Here is a 20,481-nt window from a genome sequence, read left to right as displayed (position 1 = left end):
ATCGAATCGCTACGCGTGCACTATTCCTGCGGCGCGTAGCGTATCGTTTGCAGCTGGTCGACCTTCACGTCGTGCAGCACGCTCTTCGTCCCGTCGCTCCACTGGACCTCCAGGCTATCGATCTGTTTCGCATCGCCCAAGCCAAATGTCAGCGGCAGTTCCACCTGAGTCAGATAGCTGCGCGTCGGCATCACTTGTTGGCGATAGGTTTTGTCCCCGGCGGTCACTTCGACCCAAGAACCGATCGCGTCGCGGTTGATCTGTTTGCCATCGCCGACCAACCGAACTCGCAGCCCGTGACGACCGAGTTGTTGATCGTTGCGAAGCAGCCGCGGCGCACCGCCGACAGCGGTGACCAACACGTCTTGATCTCCATCGCGATCGTAATCCAGATACGCCACCGCGCGGCCAACCATCGGCGCGACAAGATCCTCGCCACAGTGCGCCGGATCGACGGCGACAAACTCGGTATCGCTCAACGGTCCCGCGTTCCAGAACAGCTGCGGCGGCTGGGCGTAATGTTGACTCGGCTGCACCCGATTGATGTCCTCTTCCAAATGCCCGTTGGCACACATCAGATCCAAGCGCCCGTCCAGATCGTAATCGAGATAACAGACTCCAAAGGTCAACTGCAGCCGCGTGTTGGGGCCCAGTCCGGTCGAGATCGCTTCGTCGGTGAACTGCATCTGCCCGCGCCGCGAGACATACATCGCCGTCATTTCATTGGCGAAGTTGCCGATCGCGATTCCCATCGAATCGCTGCCGCGGATCGCTGCGACGTCGATCCCCATCGCCCCGCGAGCGTTCCCCGACGGATCGAACGCGATCCCCGCTGGGACTCCAAATTCCAGGAACGTTCCCTTCCCGGTGTTCTTGAAGATCAGATTTTGCACGGTGTCGTTGGCGACCAGGATGTCGATCCATCCATCTTCGTCGATGTCACAAAACGTCAGCCCCAGCGATTTTGCAAGGGGCACGTTGGTCAACGGGTTTTTGACCTGCAGCCCCGCCTGGGCCGTAATGTCGGTAAAGACGCCGTCGCCATCGTTGCGATACAGATACGGAAACGTCCCCTCAAAATTCTGAGGGCGTCCATACGCGCGGCCGCCGCCGACCAATTGAAAGTTCTGGGCGAGGTCGTATTCCTTGTTCCAGCGGACATAATTGCAGACGAACAGATCGAGATCGCCGTCGTTGTCAAAGTCGAACCATCCACATCCGCTGCTCCAATCGGTCTCCTCTCCCGCAGTCTTGGACGACTCGCTGACATCGGCGAACTTCCCATCGCCGAGATTGTGGAACAGATGATTCGCCCCGACGGCGGAGACAAAAACATCGACGCGGCCATCGTTGTCGTAGTCTCCCACGGCGGCTCCCATCGCGTAGATCGAGACATCCAGCCCCGAACCCTGCGTGACGTCGGTGAACTTGCCGTCATCGTTGCGGTAGAGCGCCAGTTGTTGCGATTGGTCGGGGAGTGGTGCGTCCCAGGGCCAGTTCTTGGAATTCAGAAACAAGATGTCCTGATCGCCATCGTCGTCGAAGTCGAAGACCGCAACGCCACCTCCCATCGTTTCAGGCAACAGCTTCGCCCCGGTCGCTCCACGGTTGTGAACGAATTCGATTCCCGCTGCTTTGGTCACATCGGTGAACTTCAAATCGGGAGGTTGCACCGTCGCAACCTGGCGGACGGCGACGGATGCCAGTTCGGTCTGCTGGGTGGGAGCTGCCGGCTTGGGGCGATTGAACCAGTAGATCGCGCCGCCGCCGATTACCAAGCCGACGATAATCGCGGCCAGCGACCAGCGAAACGCGGTTCCGATCACTGCGTCGTCCTGTTCGACCGACTCCTGCGGATCGGGACGCTTCGTTTTATCGATTGTCTTTTTTGCCATCGTGCTTGCTTTGGTTTGTTACTTGATTTGTCTGCTGCCAAGATTGCGAATCACTGCGGTAATTCGGGAGCCCCGGCCCGCTGCAACGGATAACGAACGACATCTTCCGCCGCATGATTCGCCGCCGGATACTTTTCACGCGCCAACCGAATCGCTCGTCCCTTGGCGTTATCGTCCGGCTTGTAGCTTTGATGAAACTGTTGGTGCAGCGCCGACGCTTCGGAATCGCCGATCCGCTCGTACAACAGTTGCAGGTTATAGTGCGCCGTGACGTTGTCGGGATCGATCTCCAGCGTCTCTTGGAACCGTGCGATCGCATCGTTCCAGTGCGCCAACGCCTCCTCTTCGCGTTGCTGCCGCGCCCGTTGATTACCGAGTTCAAACAATGTCTGACCGGTCAAGTTGATGACTTCGTAATCGAGGCCGAAGTCGAACCCGCGGGCTTGCATTTCGGGAGTGTTATCCTCCAAGACGCTGTTCAAATTCTGAACGGCTTCGACCAGCCGACCCTGCTGGGCGTTGATCGATCCAGACAACCAAGCCCAGGTCCAACGCGGATATCCCTCCCGGTCGGCGTAGGTTTGAGCACGCGTCAGGGCGGCGACTGCATCATCCAAGCGGCCTTCGGCATTGTAGACGCGAGCCAGGTTTAGCGGACCGTCCCAGCGATCGAAGGTCTCGACTTGCAGGAACGCTTCCTCCGCCTGCCGCAACGCATTTTTCCCCTTCAACAACTGGCCGATGCCATAATCGTTCCAGCGTTGCCAAACGGGAATCTCCGAATCCGCATTGGTCACCGATTTGTCGACGCCCGCGACGGGGAACTCGATCTCGTCGACCGCCAACGTCGTGATCGGCAGCTCGTTGACGTAGGTCTCTCCCGGCCGATGGCCACGGATCGTCTGCCCTAGCTCTTGATTTCGATCGGCGACAAATTGCATGTACCGCTGGTCGAACTTGCGATACTGCAACTTCACCTCGACGCGAACCGTATCCTCAAGATCTTCGGGAAGGTCCAAAAGGTACTGCACCGTCTGACCCGCACCGGGCGGAATCTGGTGGTTGTACAGCGGAGTAAAGATGTTTTCGGGATTGCGGCGATCGATCCGGTTGCCATCTTTGTCGAGCATGAAGACGTTGACAAAGTGCGACCACGGATCGACTTCTTTTGTCTCATCGCTCAATCCTCCGCTGCGTCCGATCACGCGGTCGCCGCTGCGGACGGTGACGTCCAACCAGATCTCGTTCGAATCGGCAGTCCCCTGCGAAAACAGATGCCCCATCTTCAGCGTTCGGATCACCGTTTCCAACAGATACGATTTGCCTGGATCCAGCGTCGGCACGTCGGGACGCAGCGGCGCCGTCTGCGGCCCATCGACCTCTCCCGAATCGCGGATCCCAAAAATGTCGACTCGCATCACCCCCTGCAGATAATCCTGATGAGCTTTGATCACCTCGTCGCGATCTCTCAGCCAAGCGATCCCGGTGTTGGCCGAAGGGAATAGATGATCGTGAACGCTCATCGCCGTCGCCGCGTCAAACCGCTGGGCTCCGAAATCGTTCGATTCGACAAGCGGCATGTGGCATCGATTGCAGTTCTCTTCCGCTTTGGGTGGGTAATAAAAACTGCGAGCCCCATGTCCTGAAACGCCGCTTAATAGGTACGGATCGTAGTGGTTCTGGCCCCGCAAGAAGTCCTTGTAGTGGTTGAGTGCTCGCGGCAGATGCACCTTGTGGCACGTCGAGCAGAACTCCGCCGTTTTGTGCAGCGGTTTCATAAACGTCTTCTTGTGAAACGCGGGCTTGGCTTTGACCAATTGCTGATTCACCCACTGCAGCACCGCGTTGTCGCTGAACGCAAACGGATAGTGCAGCGGTTCTTCGATCGTGTAGTCGGCGTTGCCGCGCGGGCTGTTGACGTGCGTGATCGCATGGCAGACTGTACAAGTGATCCCGGCGTTTGAGGTCTCGTGCCCCAGCAGGTCGAAGTTCGGATCGTCGAACGCTCCGGAAAAGAAGGGGACCGGATCGTGGCAACCGGCGCACCAACGGGCCGCTTGGACATTCCCGTCCCGCTTCATCGCAACGTTCCGGGTTTCGGAGACGCTCGCCAAATAAGGCGGATTGTTGAACGAACTGAAACGATGCACGCTGTCGCTCCACTGAGCGTGCACGTCGGCGTGGCACTTGATGCAATACTGATCGTTCATCATCGCATCGGCGGGGATAAAGTCACCGGTCGAGGTTCGCGCCAGCGATGGCTCGAAGTACTGCACGCCCGAATCGGGGCCGATCGAATTCCATTGCCGCGGGTCTTGGGTTTGAAAGGCGACAAGCGTCAAAACGCCAGCCGCACCGACGCTGGTAAACGCCATTCCCGCTCGCCATTTGATCCGCGGACCGACCAGTCGATGCAGCCAGTACAGCCAGCCGGCGATCAGCGGACATGCGACGTGCATCCAGTAGACGGTGCTGCGGAGCGCCGGTTGCCGCAGGTCGATCCCCAACGCTCGGGTCAGCATCAGCCCGCTGACCAACACCAAAATGCTGATCGCAAACAACGCGTAACCGATCCGCACCGCGCGACGATTGCGGCGGTCTTTGCTGTTGATCAGATGGATCACACCAAACACGATCAACGGGACGACTAACAACAGCCCCAGCACCAGATGCGCCAAGAACATGTATTGGTAATAGTAGTCTTGGTAAGTCTCTCCCTTCACCCATTCTAGGAAGGTGATGATCGATAGGTAAGCCGAATTGGCAAACAGCAGCGAGACGATCGCCAAGACGACGTGCAGCAGTTTCCGCAGCCGCGGGCCGACGGCGCGGACCGGTTTCTTAATCGGAGCGGTTGGTTGCGGCACGCTGCCGCCGGGCGAAGTTGCTTCGGACATGAGGGATCTCGAGATGGGGGAACGCTAGCGAAGAAGGCGAAGCGATCACGCGCGTTCCATGCCCGATTCGACTCGGCGTTCCGCTTCGCTTCAGCGATTGCGGGGGCGGAGTCGCGGCCGAAGTGAATCGGTCCAAAAGACCAACCCACGACCAACGTTCTCAGGTTTGCCCACCGATACCTTTACAGTGGAACCGGCAGACTCAAAAGGCCTGGGAAACGTTACTGGATAACGCGTGAGATGCGCTACCCGCGAGGCGGCCGTTGGATGCCCAAAGAGAACCCGTCGCAAGGACGAAGCGACGACATGGCGGTGAGGGAAGATGCGTCGATCATTCCCGGAAGCAAATAGGCAGCGTCGATCCCCAATTGCTGAGAATCTCGCTCGGATGTTGGTGCGGGAGCCGTCGGGAGACTCGGCAGACCAGGAGCCGCTTGGCACTGGGGCCCTCGACAATCGCAAGGCCGCAGCGGCGAACGGTCCGATAAAAGGGAACCCTGCCCGAGCGAGTGGTTTGCTGCGTCGCGAACCGTAAACGTCAGCGTGTTTTGGATCGGAGCCGATCCGCCCAAAGCCAGACCGCGGGAATGCGATGGCAGCGGATTGGCCAGCCAATCTCCACAGCTGGCCCACGCCGATTCGCTCGTTGCCATACAAGCAACGACCGCGACGATCAGACAGCGAAGAGTGACAAGACGCAACACGATCAACGGATCTCGGGAGAAAAGAAGGAACCCGGAATACCCCAACTGAGGAATCCAGCCTAGCGGCGCTGACGCCCACTGTCAATTTTCGATATCCTTATTTTAAGTCTCGCGATCGGCCGCCCCCTGCCGCTCGTCTCCACCACAACGTTTTACCGTGCTACTGTTCGACCGGAGTTGCCGCTTGTCCGAAACCTGGAATCACGTCGCCTGTCCGGGTTGCAGTTGTCTCTGCGATGATCTTTCCGTGCAGTTTGACGGCGATCGGCTTTTGTCGTTCGAACCGGCTTGCCCGCGCGGAGAGCAGTGGTTTCGCACGCGATGCGAATCGTCGCCCCGCGGGCCGCAGGTCGCTGGAGTCACTGTCGACTACGATTCCGCCATCGCCGTGGCGGTCGAGATCCTTCGCGCGGCGGACTACCCGCTGATCTATGGACTTTCCCAAAGTGCGACGCCCGGTCAACGCGCGGCGATCGCTCTGGCGGACGCTTTGGGCGGCGTGGCCGATACGACCGCTTCGTTGGATCACTCCGCGGCGATCATGGCATTGCAGGAGTTTGGCGAAGTGACCTGCACGCTGGGCGAGATCCGCAATCGCGCCGATCTCGTCATCTTCTGGGGCTGCGATCCGGCGAGCTCCCATCCGCGACATGCGGAGCGTTATTCGATTCACCCCCGCGGCCGTTGGTTGCCCGGCGGACGAGCCGACCGCACGGTGGTGATGATCGGAACCGCAGGACAAGTCGAACAATGCCGATTGGACGCCGAGGGAATAAAGCCGGACATCACGATTGCGATCCAGCCGGGCCAAGATTTTGAGACCCTTTCCATACTGCGACGGCTCGTCCGTGGAGACCAAGTCGCCGATGTACCGGCACCGCTGCAACAACTGGTTCCGCTGATGAAGAGCTGCAAATATGGAGTCTTCTTTTTTGGACTGGGACTCGGCGGTGGTGGCGACAGCGAATCATCGACCGCAGCTCCGATCGATCACGTGAACATCGCGGCACTGCTGCAATTGGTCGCCGAACTCAACGCGTTCGCCCGATTCACGGCCCGGCGGATGGGGCGGCACGGGGAGGTTTCGGGAGCGGATAACGTTCTATGTTGGCAGACCGGATATCCATTTGCCGTCGATTTCTCTTGCGGTTACCCGCGTCACAATCCGAGCGAGTTCTCTGCGGATGGGCTGCTGGCGCGAGGCGATGTCGACGCGGCGGTCTTGGTGGGTGCCGAAACGATCCCTCGGTTCTCCGCGGCCGCGCGAAAACATCTGGAATCGATCCCGACCATTCTGTTGGACCATCCCGCCGCCCAATCGCCGTTTCAGCCGACGGTCGAATTCCGCACCGCGGTCTACGGGCTACACGCATCCGGAACGACCTTTCGGATGGACAACGTGCCGATCGCGCTGCACGCCATGCTCCCAACAAAACTACCAACCGACGCCAAGATACTCGCAGATCTGACAAACGGCTTGGCTTAGATAGCGACATCTACCTTGTTGCGGCAGCGGCAGTTTATTTGCCCGCAAATGAGACGAATCTTCGCGAACGAAAGCGATCCTGTGGCTTCCGCCACAGGCTTTATGCGGTCGCCGCATCCGCGGCTTTAGGATCGCGTCTTTCCCCCCAACGCTGGCTTTGCGGGGAAAAGCGTTCGTGGGTGAGGGGAGCGACGCGCCAATGATAACTCTCTTCTCTCCACGCACCTCGTCACTCTCGATCTACCCTTTCCGTCCGGCTAGGTATCCGCCGAGCCAGGTTTCGGTAACCAAGATGCCGAGGGCGGCGAAGATCATCCATTGCCAGATCTTCTGCTGGCTTTCCAGTTGGACATCTTGCAGTTGTCGCTGGCGGTCGGCGATCTGTTCCGCCGATTCGCTCCGCTGCATCTGCAATCCGTACTGCTCCAATTGGTCTGCTCCGATCGCGACAGTGCGGCTTTCGCTTTCGGGCAGGTTCATCGCAAAACTGCTTTCGACGCCACTCTGGATCAACCGATAGACGCCCGGCTGTTTCAGTTCTTCCAAGCGAAGATCGGCTTCGATTTCGCGACGCGTTCCGTCGGGCGACACCAGTTCACACGGCGGCGTCACCGGCAATGCACCCTCTGTTCCGATCGCGTAACTGGCTTGCAGGGGCGAGCGGTTGGGACCTTGATCGAGCATCCCTGAGATCAGTGGGACAAACTTGGTCGACAGTGCCAACTGACTCTGCTGCGGTTGCCATCCAGCGGTCAGAATCCACAGCCGACCTGCCCCGATCGATCGCTGGAGCAATGCCGGATCGTTGTCGTCGAACTCCGCAACCGTTTGCCAACCATCCTCCTCCGCCAGCGTTAACCGTCGGTGCGACCAGAACCGGATCTTGGTGAAGTCGTTGTATTTGGGATCGGCAAAGGGGGCGAACAGCGGATGTTGGAAATCGATCTTCGCCAGCATGGCATAGTCGCCGACCTTGGCTTCTTCGATCGCAAGCGATGGCGAATCGGAGAGCTCCCGCAGCGAAGCGGCGATCGCGGGATCGTCTTTCGGATCCGCATCGATCACAAACAACAGATGCCCACCGTCGCCGAGGTATTGTTTTAGACCCGCCATCGCAGCGGACGGGACCACGTCGGCAACGATCACCAACGGCGTTTGCTGAGGTTTCAATTCCGCCGGCAGCCCGCCGGGTTCCACTTGTTCAATCGCGACTTCGCGGCGAGCGTTCCCCAACGTCGCTTGGTTGAGAAAGTAGAACAGCCCGCTCTGCGGATCTTCCGCCTGCGAACCGACATACAACACGCGCTGCTGCAATTTCGGCGGCAAGGCGACATAAACTTGATTATCGAAAGCCTGCGGGTCGCCGACAAATCGCAACACATGCTGCGTCCCCGTCGGCGGATCGACCGTCACAACGCGGCTCTCCCCCGGCGGAACCTGCACGATCCGATCCTCGCCCTCTTTGCCACCTTCCCAAAAGTACATGAATTGATCGTTGACCGAATCGCTTGTGTTGTGAAATCGAACCCGCAACTGAGGCTGCTTCGATTCGCCGCTCGCGACAGGTTGAGGCAGCACGACTGCGCTGAGGTTCCCTTTTTCAGCGGACTCGACCGACGCGATCGATACAGCAATCGATGCCGGCCATTGGTATTGTTGCAGCGGAATCAGGTCGTTCCCTTCCTGCAGATCGCTGACAATCACGATCTCCCCGGCGGCAACGTCTCCCTCTTCGATCGATTCAGCCGTGTTGTGCAGGATGTCTGCCGCGGCGATCAACGCGGATCCAAGATCCGATCCGCCATGGCTTGGCGTGATGTCGGCCATCGCCCGGCGGATTCGTTCGGCTTGCGAACTCGCCCCGCCGACCGCTTGATCATCCCAGCTGACTACCGATGTGACAGCGGAGTCATAGGTCAGCAACGCGATCTGATCGTTTGCCGCCAAATCGTCGGTGACCGACGCGACCTGTTGTTGTGCCTGTTGCCAGAGATCGCCCCGCAACATGCTGCCGCTGGTATCGACCAACACGACAACTCGCCGCCCGATCGGATCGGTCTCCTGTTGGGCCATCGACCGCAAGAAGGGACGGGCAAAGGCCAACGCCAGCAACAGGATCGCCAACGCCCGCAGCAACAGCAGCGGCCACTGATCCAAGCGGCTGCGCCGCGTCAGCCGCGGCGGCGACTGGGTCAAGAACATCAGCGAACTGAATTCCGCTTGCGCCTTGGGTCGGCGGCGGATCAAGTGGAACAAGATCGGCAACGCGATCGCCAATGCCCCCAGAGCGTACAGCGGAGCGAGGAAACTCATGTCGCTGCTCCTCTCGCCGCGGCCGAAAGGCTTCCCCCGCGCTGCGGACCGCGACTGCGACGCGTCTGCAGACTCAACAACTGGTACAGCGCTTCGTCCATCGGTTGGTTGGTGACCATCTGCGTCAGGTCGATACCGAGCGATTCGCAGATCGCGATCAGCTGGGTTTCGTGCTCTTTAAAATTTGCTTGGTACTGCGCCTTGGCGACCTCGGGATCGATGTACAGCTCCTTTCCCGTTTCCATGTCGCGGATCATTGCGGCTTGCGGCAGGGTGAATTCGATTTCGGCGGGATCGTTGACTCGCAAGATCATCATCTCATGACCGCGAGACCGCAGGTAAGCCAACCGCGTGCGAAGCATGTCGATGGGAGCCAACAGATCGGAGATCAAGATGATCAGCCCACGTTTGCTGACCAACGCGGCCAGTTGTTCCAACGGTTCGGAGAGATCGGTGCCGGATCCTACAAAGGACTGATCGAGGCTGCCGAGCAAGCGGTTCATGTGGCCGGGGCGATGCCGAGCGGCGATGAATTCGTTGACCTTCCGATCGAACGTCATCAATCCGACCGCGTCGCGTTGCTGGGTCAGGAAATGGGCCAGCGTGGCGGCGAGCGTCCGCGTGTAGTCGGCTTTCGTGTAGTCGAGCGATCCGAAGCCCATCGACTTGCTTTGGTCGACCATCAGATAGCAGCGACGGTTGGTTTCGTCTTCGTAGCGTTTGATGTAGTACCGATCGCTGCGGGCGAACAGTTTCCAATCGAGCGTCCGCGGATCGTCGCCGAGCGTGTACGGACGGTATTCGCTGAACTCCACCGAAAACCCGTGGAAGGGGCTGCGGTGCAAGCCGTTATAAAAACCTTCGACCACCGTTTTCGCTCGCAGTTGCAGATTCTTGATCCGCATCAGCGAGCTGGGATCGATTTGCGCCGGAGCGTCGTTTGACGAAGCACTCATGCCAGCGTGGTATCCAGCAGCCGTTGGATCGTCTGGTCGACGGTGATCCCTTCGGCTTCCGCTTTGTATCCCAACAACACGCGATGCCGGAGCGTCGGTTTCGCCAACGCACGGATATCTTCCAGCGAGACGTGGGAATGACCGTTCAGAAGTGCGCGGGCTTTGGCACCGAGGACCAGCGTTTGAGCGGCTCGCGTTCCCGCTCCCCATGTCACCCATTGGTTGATGAAGTCGAGCGATCCCTCGCGATTGGGACGTGTTGCCGCTGCCAGCTGGACCGCGTACGAAGCGACTTCCTTGGCGATCGGCACCCGCCGGACCACCTCTTGGAATTTCAGCACGTCGACGCCGGTAAACAGCGGCTGGATCGGTTCGGCTTTTTTCGACGTCGTCTGCATCACGACTGCCAATTCATCTTCGTGCGGCAGGTAATCGATCAGCACGTTAAACAGAAAGCGGTCCAATTGCGCTTCGGGCAGCGGATAGGTCCCTTCCATTTCGATAGGGTTTTGCGTCGCCAAAACGAAGAAGGGTTCGGGCAGCGGATGCCGCGAACCGGCGGCGGTCACCTGGTGTTCCTGCATCGCTTCCAACAGTGCCGCTTGGGTCTTCGGCGGCGTACGGTTGATCTCGTCGGCGAGGATCACGTTGCCGAAGATCGGACCGCGGACAAACTTCATCGCCCGCCGACCATCGCCAAGGTCCTCGAGGATCTCGGTTCCGGTGATGTCCGCCGGCATCAGATCGGGAGTGAACTGGATCCGTTGGAAATCGAGGTGAAAGATCTTGGCGACCGAACTGACCAACAGCGTCTTGGCCAAACCCGGTGCTCCGGTGATCAGACAATGTCCGCCGGCGAACAGGCTGATGATCAATTGTTCGATCACGTCCTGTTGCCCGATGATCACCTTGGCCAGTTCCGATTCGATCGCACTTCGCCCCTGGCGTAACTGCTGGACGATCTCGGCTTCTTCTTCCGCGGATTCGATAGCTATGGTCACGTTCGCTCCGAGAGGTGGGGTGATCTGATCGAACCGAGTCGCCGTCGAACGGGGATGCTCGACGAATCGCATCGGCCCATCAAGTATCCCCGATGCCAAAGGCCGCGGCAACTATTTGATCGATCTCAGCCGAAGGAATCCGTTTTGGAAGCCGCAACATTCTTGCGATACAAAACGGAGTTGCCATGCCCTGGAAAAAGCTGCAGTTGCGTTGGGAGTCGAGAGCGCTTGTACAGCGGTGCGGCGTTTTGCGCCGCAGGTTCTTTCCATTTTTCCGTTTCAATGCCCAACCGGACGACTACAATCCGAACTTCGACAGCTCGATCGTTGGATGGTCGAGCAGCAAACTGGCGATTCATCTCGGGATCGGACGAACCTTCGTCTTGCCGACCGAAATAGCCTTAATGGAGTATGCCGCAGCGGAAGGTTAGATGATGACTGAAATCGATATCATGGAAGAAAAATCAACAGCATCGGCGGTGCCGTTGAGTCGAGGCGTCGTCTTTCGAGTGCCAGCAGCCGGCGCGGGAGTGATGTTGCTAGCATCGTTGGGTTTCCACACCGCTCCGCCGCCGGACCTCTACGACATCGATCTGCCCGAGCTTCGTCAAGCTGCCGCATCGCTCGACTTCTTCGGCTACCGCGGCTGCGATCCGAACTACCATTATTTCTCGCTGCCCAATTCCCAAGGGCTGCGTTTGCCCCAACAACAAATCGATCTACAGCCACTGCCGATCCAGTTGGGGCTGTGTCTGTTTGTCACCTTCCGCAACGGTCGGTTGACCATCCCCGATCCCGTCGCAATGGCATCGATCGAACCACCGACGTGCGACTGGGCGCTGGGTTGGTGAACCGGCGTTTCGCGTGGCCCGTGCTGGTGTGCCTTGTGCTGATCCCCGTCGCGGTCCGGATCGCGATGTTCCGCGGGCTGGTTCGCCCGCTGCTGGTCGCCAGTGAATCGATGGCACCCACGCTGTGGGGCCCTTCGGCGACGCTTCGCTGCAGCGGTTGTGGGATCGATCTACGAGTTGTCGTTCGCGGCGACAAACCGCCTCGACACGTCACGTGCTTCCAATGCGGAACCCGCCAGAGAATCGAAACTGTGCAAGTCGATCGAGGTGATCGAGTTGTCATCGACACAGCGGCCTATTGGTTTCAAAAACCGAAACGCTTCGATTGGGTTGCGTTCACCGACGACGATGGATCCCTTTCGGTCAAACGGCTGTTGGGGCTTCCCGGAGAATCGATCGAGCTGGCTCATGGCGATCTGTTCGCGTCGGGGCAACCGATTCGTCGATCGTTATCTCAGGCTTTGGCGACGTCGATCCCCGTCGATGACGATCGATTCCGCAAGCAAGACGTCTCGCGATGGCGCTGCGATGACGACGATTGGACCAAGCTAGCGGATGGTTTTCGGTGCGAAGCCGCTTCATCCGACGCCCATTCGCCATTGGTCTACCATCACGTCCAGATCTACCAAAACAATCGCCCCGAGCAGGTGATGGACGATTATCCGGGGAACCAGCAGGTCTCCCGACAGATGGTTCCCGTCGACGATCTGATCGTGCAAATGGAATGTTCCGCGGTGCCGGATTCGGAGCTAACGATCTCGCTCTGGGTTCGCGATCGGGTCTTGAGCGTCACCATCTTACGATCGGCCGAAGGTTGGACGACCGTGAACGCTTCGGAAACGAAACCCAAGACGTGGCGAACTCGCAGTCGCAGCGACGATCATTTGACGGTCGCTCATATCGACGGCCAGCTGTGGCTGGCTATCAACGGCCAATCGCACGTCGTCGATCCGATCGTCTCCGATTCCAAACCGCCAGTCGATGCGAAGCAACCGATTGCGATTGCATGTCGATCGGCGGAACATCCGGTAACGATTGGCAACTTGCGAGTCGATCGCGATCTGCATTGGTGGCATCCCGATGCGATCGATCGATGGAGTGCGGCGACCGCATTGCCCGAGCGGGGCTATTTTGTTGTGGGGGACAATGTTCCGGTTTCGATCGACAGCCGAACCGATCCGCTGCCGATCTCCCGCGACCAGATCATCGGCCGCGTGATACCGTATCGATGAACATCGAATACTAGTGGTTTGTCAAACATTGATTTTAGGACTGATGGTAGTGGACGAGGTCACGAGTCCCCATTATCTCTGCCGCGAAAGGACTCGTGACCTCCTGTCGATTACCCACAAGTCATTGGTCTGGTCCGAAGGCTTGCCAGCAGAGGGCGAAGTCGAGCATTCGCCGCGTGCCTCGCCAGATCACTTCGGCTCCCGGCGGACCGTCGCCTTGGCGGTGATTGTAGCCGCCAAGGGTCGCAAGGACCGGGATGAATTGTGACAGCTCAGGAGCTTGCTTTGGGGGAGCCGTCTTTTCCACCACTTTCCAGACCGACTTCCATTCCGCTTCGCTGAAGACGACATCACAGGGAAGCTCTGGACACTCGCGGCCTAAGAAGGTCACAAACATGATCCGCCATGCGATCACTTTGTAAAACATCAACGCGCCGATCAGTCGGTCTCTCGCTTCGAGTTGAATCTCTTCGACCCGGCAGCCAGTTTTGAAAACTCGAAAGAATACTTCGATTGGCCAACGAGCCACATACAAATCCACAATCCGCAGCGTCTGGGCAATCGTGTCGACCGGCAGAGAACTCAGTAACAGCCAGTCGACTTCGGTTCCGTCGCCTGGGCCATCGATCTCGCTCACCCAAACGACACTGATCTCGACCGGCGGCATCGAAGACTGCTTGTTGTGTGGCGCACGAAGAGTCATCCGCTTCGCTCGAATTTCTAACTTCGCAGTGCGTGCTTCACGGCCGGGGTGTTGTTTGTTTCCTGATCCTTTGGTTCGCTCGGGCGTTTGGGGAAGCTGGACTTCGCGGTAAGCGACCGGCTGGGCGGATGCGATTTCGGCACGCATTTTCTTATAAGCCGCAGGCCCGCCATCGGGGTCTTTCTCCGGCAACGAGCGTTTTCGCTGCGAGCGAATGACGAACTGAGCCGGTGTTTCATGCTGATCGGCTTCGACGAAAATGTCGTAGATGTCTCCTTCGCGATCGGCCAGCGAAACGATCTGAGTTTCAGGACATTTTCCGGCGATCTCGCAGGCCTTGCGATAACCATCGAGCCATCGTTGCCCTTCGCCGGTGTGTAGTGGTTGGCCTTCTCGCTTCTTGCTGGTGCCGAGCGATTCTTTGTCGCGATCGTAGAACTTAACACCGACCACCCCGAGACAAAGTTTCTCCGGCGTGAAGGCGATGTGGGAATGATCGTAAAGTCCACGGCGGCCTAAGCGATCGAGATTGCGGACGCCTTCGGGCGGATGCGCGGTGTAGTCCAGTTCGGTGGTATCTTGTGCGATGCAAACGGTGTCTTGGGCTTTGATTCGTTGGAGTGTCTTTTCAGCGTGAGCCCCGAGAATGGCTTCGGGATCGACGTTGGGGTTATCGAATAGACGGTAGGCGGCTTTGGTTTCGTCCCAGCCACTGCAAGCTTCGTTGATACTGGCCGAAGGGTTGGCCGCCAGCGAGGCGAGCAACGCTTCGGCTCGATCGTTGAGACGTTTGTCTCCAAGTTGAATATCTTGAAATTCGTATGCGATACTGGTCGGTTGCATGCTTTCACCTTGAGATTCCATTGTGCAAAATGAAATACTACAAACGCAAATACCGTGCCAAAACGAGCTGTTTTTGCGGCGACTTGTGGGTAATCAACAGCTCGTGACCTCGTCCACTACATTGAATTTTAGCGTTGACGCTGCACTAGTTTGCTGCGGCTTGTTCGGCAGCCATATCGCGATTGTGTTCGTCCCAGTCGTCGCGAGTGTAGGTGACGACGGAGGTGTCGGTCTCGCGAACCTCCAACTGTTGCAAGCGGAAGCCCATCTCCGTGATTTCGGTGAACATCTTGTGGGCTAGATTCTCGACGCTTGTCGGCCCGTCGAGGATTTTCAATTTGAATCTTTCGCCGGTCCGTTGCATGTGATCTTGAAGCGTCGCGTACAGCGAATCACCGGTGTGGATCAGCATCCCGTGATCGTATTGATCCTTTAGATAGGGTTCGATCTTGGCGTCGAAGTCACCGAACAACGTCGACAACGCGCCAGATCGCTTGACTTCGAAGAAGCATCGCAGACCGTATCGGTGTCCGTGCAAGTTGCTGCACTTGTCGTCGAGTTCTTCGTTGCGATGGGCCGCGTAGAACTTGTATTCCTTTTGGATGATCACGATCGACAGCTCCTCTTTAGCTTTTGATCAACGACAGCACTTCGGCTCGGCTGGCCGCGTTTTTCTTGAACACGCCGCGAAGAGCGCTTGTGATCGTCTCGCTGCCCGGTTTGCGGACGCCGCGAATCGACATGCAGGAGTGTTCCGCTTGGATCACCACCGCAACGCCGCTGGAATTCAAATGCTTTTCGATCATGTCGGCGATCGTCTGCGTCATCCGCTCTTGAACCTGCGGTCGACGCGAAACCTCTTCGACCACGCGCGCCAATTTGCTGAGTCCGGTGACGCAGCCGTTGGGCAGGTAGGCGACGTGAGCGGTTCCGCTGAACGGCAGCAGATGGTGCTCGCACATGCTGGTGAAGGTGATGTCGCGAACGACAACGATCTCGTCGTACGATTCGGGGAACGTGACTTCCAGATGCCGTTCGGGTTGAATGTGCAATCCCGAGAACATCTCCGCGTACATATCGGCGACGCGGCGAGGTGTTTCCAATAGTCCGGCCCGATCGGGATCTTCGCCGACCGCGACCAAGATCGTTCTTACCGCCTGTTTGATCGCTTCGAGATCGACCGGTCGACTGCTGTTTTTATCGTTCACGTTGATAGTGCCGTTAGGCCCCTTGGGTAAGGAGGAATCGCCGCTGCGTCGAATCGCATTGCCTGTTGCGACCAGCGTTCAGCTGGGGATCGTTTCGCTGGCCAACAATTGTTCGAACGTCTCGCGACTGCGAATCACTTTGGCTTGCCCGTCTTCCAACAACAGCTCCGATGCACGCAGCCGGCTGTTGTAATTGCTGGCCATCACAAAACCGTAGGCCCCCGCGTTTTCGAGGATCAACAGATCGCCGACCTCCGCTCGCGGAAGCTCGCGATGCGAAACAAAGCCACCTTCCTCTTGAGTGAAGATGTCCCCCGATTCACACAACGGTCCGCCGACGACCACGTTCACCAACGGACGGTCTTCGGCTCCGCTGCGAGAACAGATCGAAATCGGATGGTGAGCACCGTACAAGATCGGACGGGCTAAGTCGTTAAAGCCGGCGTCGACCAGGTAGAACATGTTTTCCCCCATGTTCTTGATCGCCCGAATCTCGGTTACCAGATAACCACACTCCGCGGCGAGGTAACGACCCGGTTCGATCTCCAGTCGCACCGCGTGGTCGAACTTGGTTTGCAGTTCCTCGCGGACCGTGTTCCACAACTTGTAATAAGCCGCCAGGTCGACGTACGTTTCCTCTTTTTTATAACGAACGGGAAGACCGCCACCCGCACTGATCGTGGTGATGGTTCGGCCGACCGACAATGCCGCGTCGCGCATCGAATCGCAGACCTTCGACAAGTGTTCCAGATCGGTTCCCGAACCGATGTGCATGTGCAAGCCGGTGATCGTGATCCCGTAGCGATCGGCGCGGCGTTGGCATTCGTCCAAGTCGCCGTGCCAAATACCATGCTTCGACTGCGGCCCGCCGGTGTTGGTCTTTTGGCTGTGCCCGTGCCCGAAACCAGGATTGATTCGCAGCGTGATATCGGCTCCTGGAACGACTTCGCCCAATTGGTCGATCATGTCGGGCGAACCACAATTGACGTGGATCCCGTGCTTTTTCACCAACTCCAACGCTTCGCGGTCGAAGATATCGGCGGTGTAAACGATCGGGTGCCCTTCCCCGTGTGGTTCGTATCCAGCGGCAAGAGCGCGATGGATTTCGCCGGCGCTGACCGCGTCGACCAACACGTTTTGCTTTCGCAATCGATCGAGGATCGCGATGTTCGACAACGCCTTTTGAGCGTAACGGATGTCGTCGAACATCTGCAGGTCGGCGACGCGTTGGGCGATCACTGCGGAGTCGTAGACGTATAGAGGCGTTCCGAATTGGTTGGCCAAGTCGGTGATCGAATGTCCCGCGATTTCGGTTCGCGATGTGGCAAAGTTGGTTGTGATCGTCATCGTTTACTCGGAAGTTTGTCTTTGACTTTGGTTTAACCGGCGCGGAATCGTATGTCTTTGATACCGCTCTGGGGAAATTCTTTTTGTAACGCTTTGATCAAGGCGCGTTTCTGGAACGACAGTTCTTGGATCGATACCGAATCGCTGACCGCGATTTCCAGAGTGCCGTTGCGAACGTTGCCGGGGCGACAGGTGTTGGCCAAATTGTCGCCGACAACTCGCCGGACGATCCGCTCCATTTCGTTGCCGGTTTGAACCTGAGCATAACCGCGGCGAGCCATCAATTGATTGACGATCGACCCGATTTTTCGAGCGTGTTGCTTTTTTCTCTCTTCGGGTTCACGCGACATCAGTCGACCTAACGGTCACGGGCCATCGGCATCACCACGTATTGGAATCCATCATCGGTCGTCAGCAATGCGGGGCGATCGGAAGATTCGATTTCCATCTGCACGGTCCGTTCGGCATCCAAGACTTTGCAGAAGTCGGCGAGGAAGCGATGATCCAAAGTCACCTTGATCGGTTCGCCTTCGTATCCGATCGGCATCTCGACTCGCGATTCACCCACCTCGGCGGTGTTCGCTTCCAACAACATCGTCCCTTCGCCAAAGGTGAAATCGATGCCGCGACTCTCGTGATCGGTCACGATCGCCGCTTGTCGCAGTGCCGCATGCAGCGGACCAATCGTCAGATCGATCGTGACCACATCTTCGCGCTGCGGCAGAACTTGTCGCCAGTTGGGATAACGGCCTTCGACCAATCGCGAATAGATCGTGCAACGTGGCGTGCGAACCAACAGATCGTTCGACCGGGCAGCGACTTCGACCGTTTCGTCTTTGTCGTTGAGCGCCCGTTCGATCAGGCTGATCGATCGATTCGGGACGATCGTGTTGGTGCCGGAGGTCTTGTGTTCGCCGATGCTAACTCCGGTGCCGGTCATCGTTGCCAACCGGCGTCCGTCGGTACCAACCGCGGTGACACGTTCCCCTTCCATTTCCAACAGCACGCCGCCCAAAGCGTATCGGCCGCTTTCGGCATCGGTCGCAAAGACGGTTCGGCGGACCAATTCGCGGAACAAACGGGTCGCGATCTCGTGGTAACTGGTCTCTTGGAACGTCGCCACGCTGGGGAATTCATCGGGGTTGGCGCCAGGCAGCTGGAAACGGCTGCGGCTGCCCCTGACTTTGATCCCGGTTTCGCTGGCTTCGAAAGTCAGGTGTTCATCGCTGCTTTCCCGCAGAATCGAACTGACCCGTTGGACCGGCAGCAACGCGGTTCCATCGGTCTCGATCTCGACACCATCGACGTTCAGGTGGATGCCGACTTCCATGTCGGTCGCGCTAAGCGTGACGGCTCCGTCTCGAGCGATAATCTTGACGTTTTGCAGGATCGCTTTGGGACTTCGCGATGGTGCGACCCCTGCTGCCAGCTGGAACGCGGCTGCAAAAGTTTCTCGTTCGCACGTGATTTTCATGGTCTTTGGCTCCAGATTGGTAAGCCAAGTGTTTTACACCCAAAACGCTCTCGTTTGCAGTGGCCTGCTTTGCGAGTGCTGCCACTGCTTTTGAAAGTTGGTTTCCATTCCTTAAAGAGATTTTAAATTACCGTCTTCTTAGGAATGTGGCCGCCGAAATTGTCAGAAGCTGGGCATCGAGGGCATTTAAGAACCGCCGAAACAAGCACTTAGAAGAATTGAAACGCTGTGGATAAGGCGTTTGATCCACGTTCAAAGCTGAAGGGCAAATGTCAGTGAATGGGGGGACTTTGAACACCCCGCCGGCCGCGTCGGTCGGAACGTACACGAAGCGTGACAAAAGAAAACTTTAGACAAACAACTTATCCACCAGAAAAAAGGAGCTGGCGGGCGGTTCAAAAGTCCTTTTATAGCGGTTGCGTTCTCGATACCGCTGCCCCAAAGCCTAGCTCACAGCTGTGATTTAGGCGGTGTTGGCTTCAGCCAGCTTTCAGTTGTTCGGAGACATCGTCGGCGACGCGAGCCAAAGCGGGGTCGGAGACGATCAATTGTTCGGCCGATCGAATCGCGTGGATGACTGTCGAATGATCGCGGCCGCCGAAGAATTGGCCGATCGCTTGCAGGCTTTGGCGAGTCAGTTGACGCCCCAAAAACATCGCCATCGAGCGGGCGCGGACTACCTGTTGGCGACGCGACGAACTCTTCAGATCGGACGTTTTCAGCTTGAATCGGCGGGCGACGGTGCGAGCGATCTTGGCGATCGGCGGCTCCTGTTGAGCGGCAAACGAGGCGGCGACGTCGTGAATGTCATCGTTGGCGATCACGTCGGAATTGGCATCCATCGCGACCAATGCCAGCTGTTGCACGGCGGAGCACAACCGCGAGGCGGCGGCATCGGCGGGAAGATCGTTGTCCAGTTGGCCGATCTGCTCTTCGGTCAGGCTGATCTCTCGAAGCCCTGCGTATTGGGCGATGATCTGGCGTCGGGCTTCCGAACGGGGCAACTGGATCGGAATCGTCAGCCCCGGCAACAAGCGACTCGCGAGCGCCGAACGGATCCCTTCGATCTCGGTCGGCAAACGGCGGCAAGTGAGGATCGTCGGCAGATCGAGATCGATTCGCTGGCCGATGCGAGCGGCGAGTTCGTTCTGAGCGGCAAATTTGCCCGCCATCAGATGGACATCTTCGATCAACAGGATCGGATGTTGAAGGAAGTTGTTGCGGAAATCGGCGATCGAATCGGAATCGACAGCGTCGGCATATCGACGGGCAAAATCGATCGCCGGTTCGATGATCCCGCGGCTCCCCCTGCCCTTCAAAAGCGACGCTTCACGCTCGAACAACTTGCGGGCGATGGCTGATTTCCCAGATCCGCTGGGGCCAACCAACAGGATCGGATTCCCCCGTTGCAGGATCGAGAGATCCGACTGGCAAGTGAAGGCGGCCAAGCGATTTTCAGGGCCAGCGACGAAATTCGGCAGCAGCGGTAACGGTTCCGCTTTCGCCAAACGAGGCCGCGGCGCCGACGTGCTCGACTTCGATAGAGGTATTAGAACGGGCAGATCGCTCAT

At 58.1% G+C, this 20,481-nt stretch carries 15 protein-coding genes; 3 read left to right on the top strand and 12 right to left on the bottom strand.

The window, feature by feature from the left end; genetic code table 11:
• Positions 1–20 precede the first annotated feature (20 nt).
• Together CA51_RS00080 and CA51_RS00075 are read right to left on the bottom strand one after the other, a co-directional pair.
• On the bottom strand, positions 21–1,895 hold the full coding sequence (locus tag CA51_RS00080; protein WP_145117130.1) for a CRTAC1 family protein: 1,875 nt from the start codon (positions 1,893–1,895) through the stop codon (positions 21–23).
• A 50-nt stretch (positions 1,896–1,945) separates the two neighbouring features.
• Positions 1,946–4,792, bottom strand: coding sequence for a multiheme c-type cytochrome (locus CA51_RS00075; RefSeq protein ID WP_145117129.1), 2,847 nt, complete (start codon positions 4,790–4,792; stop codon positions 1,946–1,948).
• Positions 4,793–5,680: 888 nt separating this feature from the next.
• Here CA51_RS00075 and CA51_RS00070 point away from each other — a divergent pair.
• Positions 5,681–6,982: a formylmethanofuran dehydrogenase subunit B gene (locus CA51_RS00070; RefSeq protein WP_145117128.1), complete on the top strand. Its 1,302-nt coding sequence runs from the start codon at positions 5,681–5,683 to the stop codon at positions 6,980–6,982.
• A gap of 240 nt (positions 6,983–7,222) precedes the next feature.
• Here CA51_RS00070 and CA51_RS00065 read toward each other — a convergent pair whose 3' ends face one another.
• Genes CA51_RS00065 through CA51_RS00055 form a run of 3 tightly spaced genes read right to left on the bottom strand, consistent with a single transcriptional unit; the run spans position 7,223 to position 11,252 of the window.
• A complete protein-coding gene (locus tag CA51_RS00065) occupies positions 7,223–9,295 on the bottom strand; it encodes a BatA domain-containing protein (RefSeq protein ID WP_145117127.1) in 2,073 nt (690 codons plus the stop codon).
• A complete protein-coding gene (locus tag CA51_RS00060) occupies positions 9,292–10,251 on the bottom strand; it encodes a DUF58 domain-containing protein (RefSeq protein WP_145117126.1) in 960 nt (319 codons plus the stop codon). Before CA51_RS00060 ends, CA51_RS00065 begins: the two co-directional genes overlap by 4 nt.
• Positions 10,248–11,252 carry an AAA family ATPase gene (locus CA51_RS00055; protein ID WP_231745900.1) on the bottom strand — a complete coding sequence of 335 codons (1,005 nt, stop codon included), beginning with the start codon at positions 11,250–11,252 and terminating at the stop codon, positions 10,248–10,250. Before CA51_RS00055 ends, CA51_RS00060 begins: the two co-directional genes overlap by 4 nt.
• 434 nt (positions 11,253–11,686) lie before the next feature.
• On the opposite strand from CA51_RS00055, the gene CA51_RS00050 reads away from it, so the two are divergent.
• Both CA51_RS00050 and CA51_RS00045 read left to right on the top strand, forming a co-directional pair.
• Positions 11,687–12,103, top strand: a complete 417-nt coding sequence (locus tag CA51_RS00050) for a hypothetical protein (RefSeq protein ID WP_231745899.1) — start codon at positions 11,687–11,689, stop codon at positions 12,101–12,103.
• 35 nt (positions 12,104–12,138) lie between these two features.
• Positions 12,139–13,335, top strand: coding sequence for a S26 family signal peptidase (locus CA51_RS00045; RefSeq protein WP_145117123.1), 1,197 nt, complete (start codon positions 12,139–12,141; stop codon positions 13,333–13,335).
• Positions 13,336–13,456: 121 nt separating this feature from the next.
• On the opposite strand, the gene CA51_RS00040 is transcribed toward CA51_RS00045, so the two are convergent.
• From CA51_RS00040 to CA51_RS00005, 7 genes are all read right to left on the bottom strand, one after another.
• Positions 13,457–14,881 (bottom strand): IS4 family transposase, encoded by a 1,425-nt coding sequence (locus CA51_RS00040; protein WP_197451484.1) that lies wholly within the window; start codon positions 14,879–14,881, stop codon positions 13,457–13,459.
• Between the two features lie 145 nt (positions 14,882–15,026).
• Positions 15,027–15,491 (bottom strand): 6-pyruvoyl trahydropterin synthase family protein, encoded by a 465-nt coding sequence (locus CA51_RS00035; protein ID WP_197451483.1) that lies wholly within the window; start codon positions 15,489–15,491, stop codon positions 15,027–15,029.
• A 16-nt stretch (positions 15,492–15,507) separates the two neighbouring features.
• Positions 15,508–16,089, bottom strand: coding sequence for a GTP cyclohydrolase I FolE (folE, locus tag CA51_RS00030; protein WP_197451482.1), 582 nt, complete (start codon positions 16,087–16,089; stop codon positions 15,508–15,510).
• A 78-nt stretch (positions 16,090–16,167) separates the two neighbouring features.
• Positions 16,168–17,436, bottom strand: a complete 1,269-nt coding sequence (gene lysA / locus CA51_RS00025) for a diaminopimelate decarboxylase (protein WP_145117119.1) — start codon at positions 17,434–17,436, stop codon at positions 16,168–16,170.
• 32 nt (positions 17,437–17,468) lie between these two features.
• Positions 17,469–17,786: a DciA family protein gene (locus CA51_RS00020; RefSeq protein ID WP_145088697.1), complete on the bottom strand. Its 318-nt coding sequence runs from the start codon at positions 17,784–17,786 to the stop codon at positions 17,469–17,471.
• Positions 17,787–17,794: 8 nt separating this feature from the next.
• A complete protein-coding gene (dnaN, locus tag CA51_RS00015) occupies positions 17,795–18,910 on the bottom strand; it encodes a DNA polymerase III subunit beta (RefSeq protein WP_145117118.1) in 1,116 nt (371 codons plus the stop codon).
• Between the two features lie 479 nt (positions 18,911–19,389).
• Positions 19,390–20,481 (bottom strand): helix-turn-helix domain-containing protein, encoded by a 1,092-nt coding sequence (locus tag CA51_RS00005; RefSeq protein WP_197451481.1) that lies wholly within the window; start codon positions 20,479–20,481, stop codon positions 19,390–19,392.

Origin of the sequence: Rosistilla oblonga (assembly GCF_007751715.1) — a bacterium.
Classification (GTDB): Bacteria; Planctomycetota; Planctomycetia; order Pirellulales; family Pirellulaceae; genus Rosistilla; species Rosistilla oblonga.
This window is presented reverse-complemented; position numbering and strand designations above follow the sequence as displayed.

Coding starts and splice junctions, on each gene's coding strand:
- CA51_RS00080 (WP_145117130.1), bottom strand. CDS start 1,895: ATGGCAAAAAAGACAATCGATAAAACGAAGCGTCCCGATCCGCAGGAG.
- CA51_RS00075 (WP_145117129.1), bottom strand. CDS start 4,792: ATGTCCGAAGCAACTTCGCCCGGCGGCAGCGTGCCGCAACCAACCGCT.
- CA51_RS00065 (WP_145117127.1), bottom strand. CDS start 9,295: ATGAGTTTCCTCGCTCCGCTGTACGCTCTGGGGGCATTGGCGATCGCG.
- CA51_RS00060 (WP_145117126.1), bottom strand. CDS start 10,251: ATGAGTGCTTCGTCAAACGACGCTCCGGCGCAAATCGATCCCAGCTCG.
- CA51_RS00050 (WP_231745899.1), top strand. CDS start 11,687: ATGACTGAAATCGATATCATGGAAGAAAAATCAACAGCATCGGCGGTG.
- CA51_RS00040 (WP_197451484.1), bottom strand. CDS start 14,881: ATGCAACCGACCAGTATCGCATACGAATTTCAAGATATTCAACTTGGA.
- lysA (WP_145117119.1), bottom strand. CDS start 17,436: ATGACGATCACAACCAACTTTGCCACATCGCGAACCGAAATCGCGGGA.
- CA51_RS00020 (WP_145088697.1), bottom strand. CDS start 17,786: ATGTCGCGTGAACCCGAAGAGAGAAAAAAGCAACACGCTCGAAAAATC.
- dnaN (WP_145117118.1), bottom strand. CDS start 18,910: ATGAAAATCACGTGCGAACGAGAAACTTTTGCAGCCGCGTTCCAGCTG.
- CA51_RS00005 (WP_197451481.1), bottom strand. CDS start 20,481: ATGAGCGATCTGCCCGTTCTAATACCTCTATCGAAGTCGAGCACGTCG.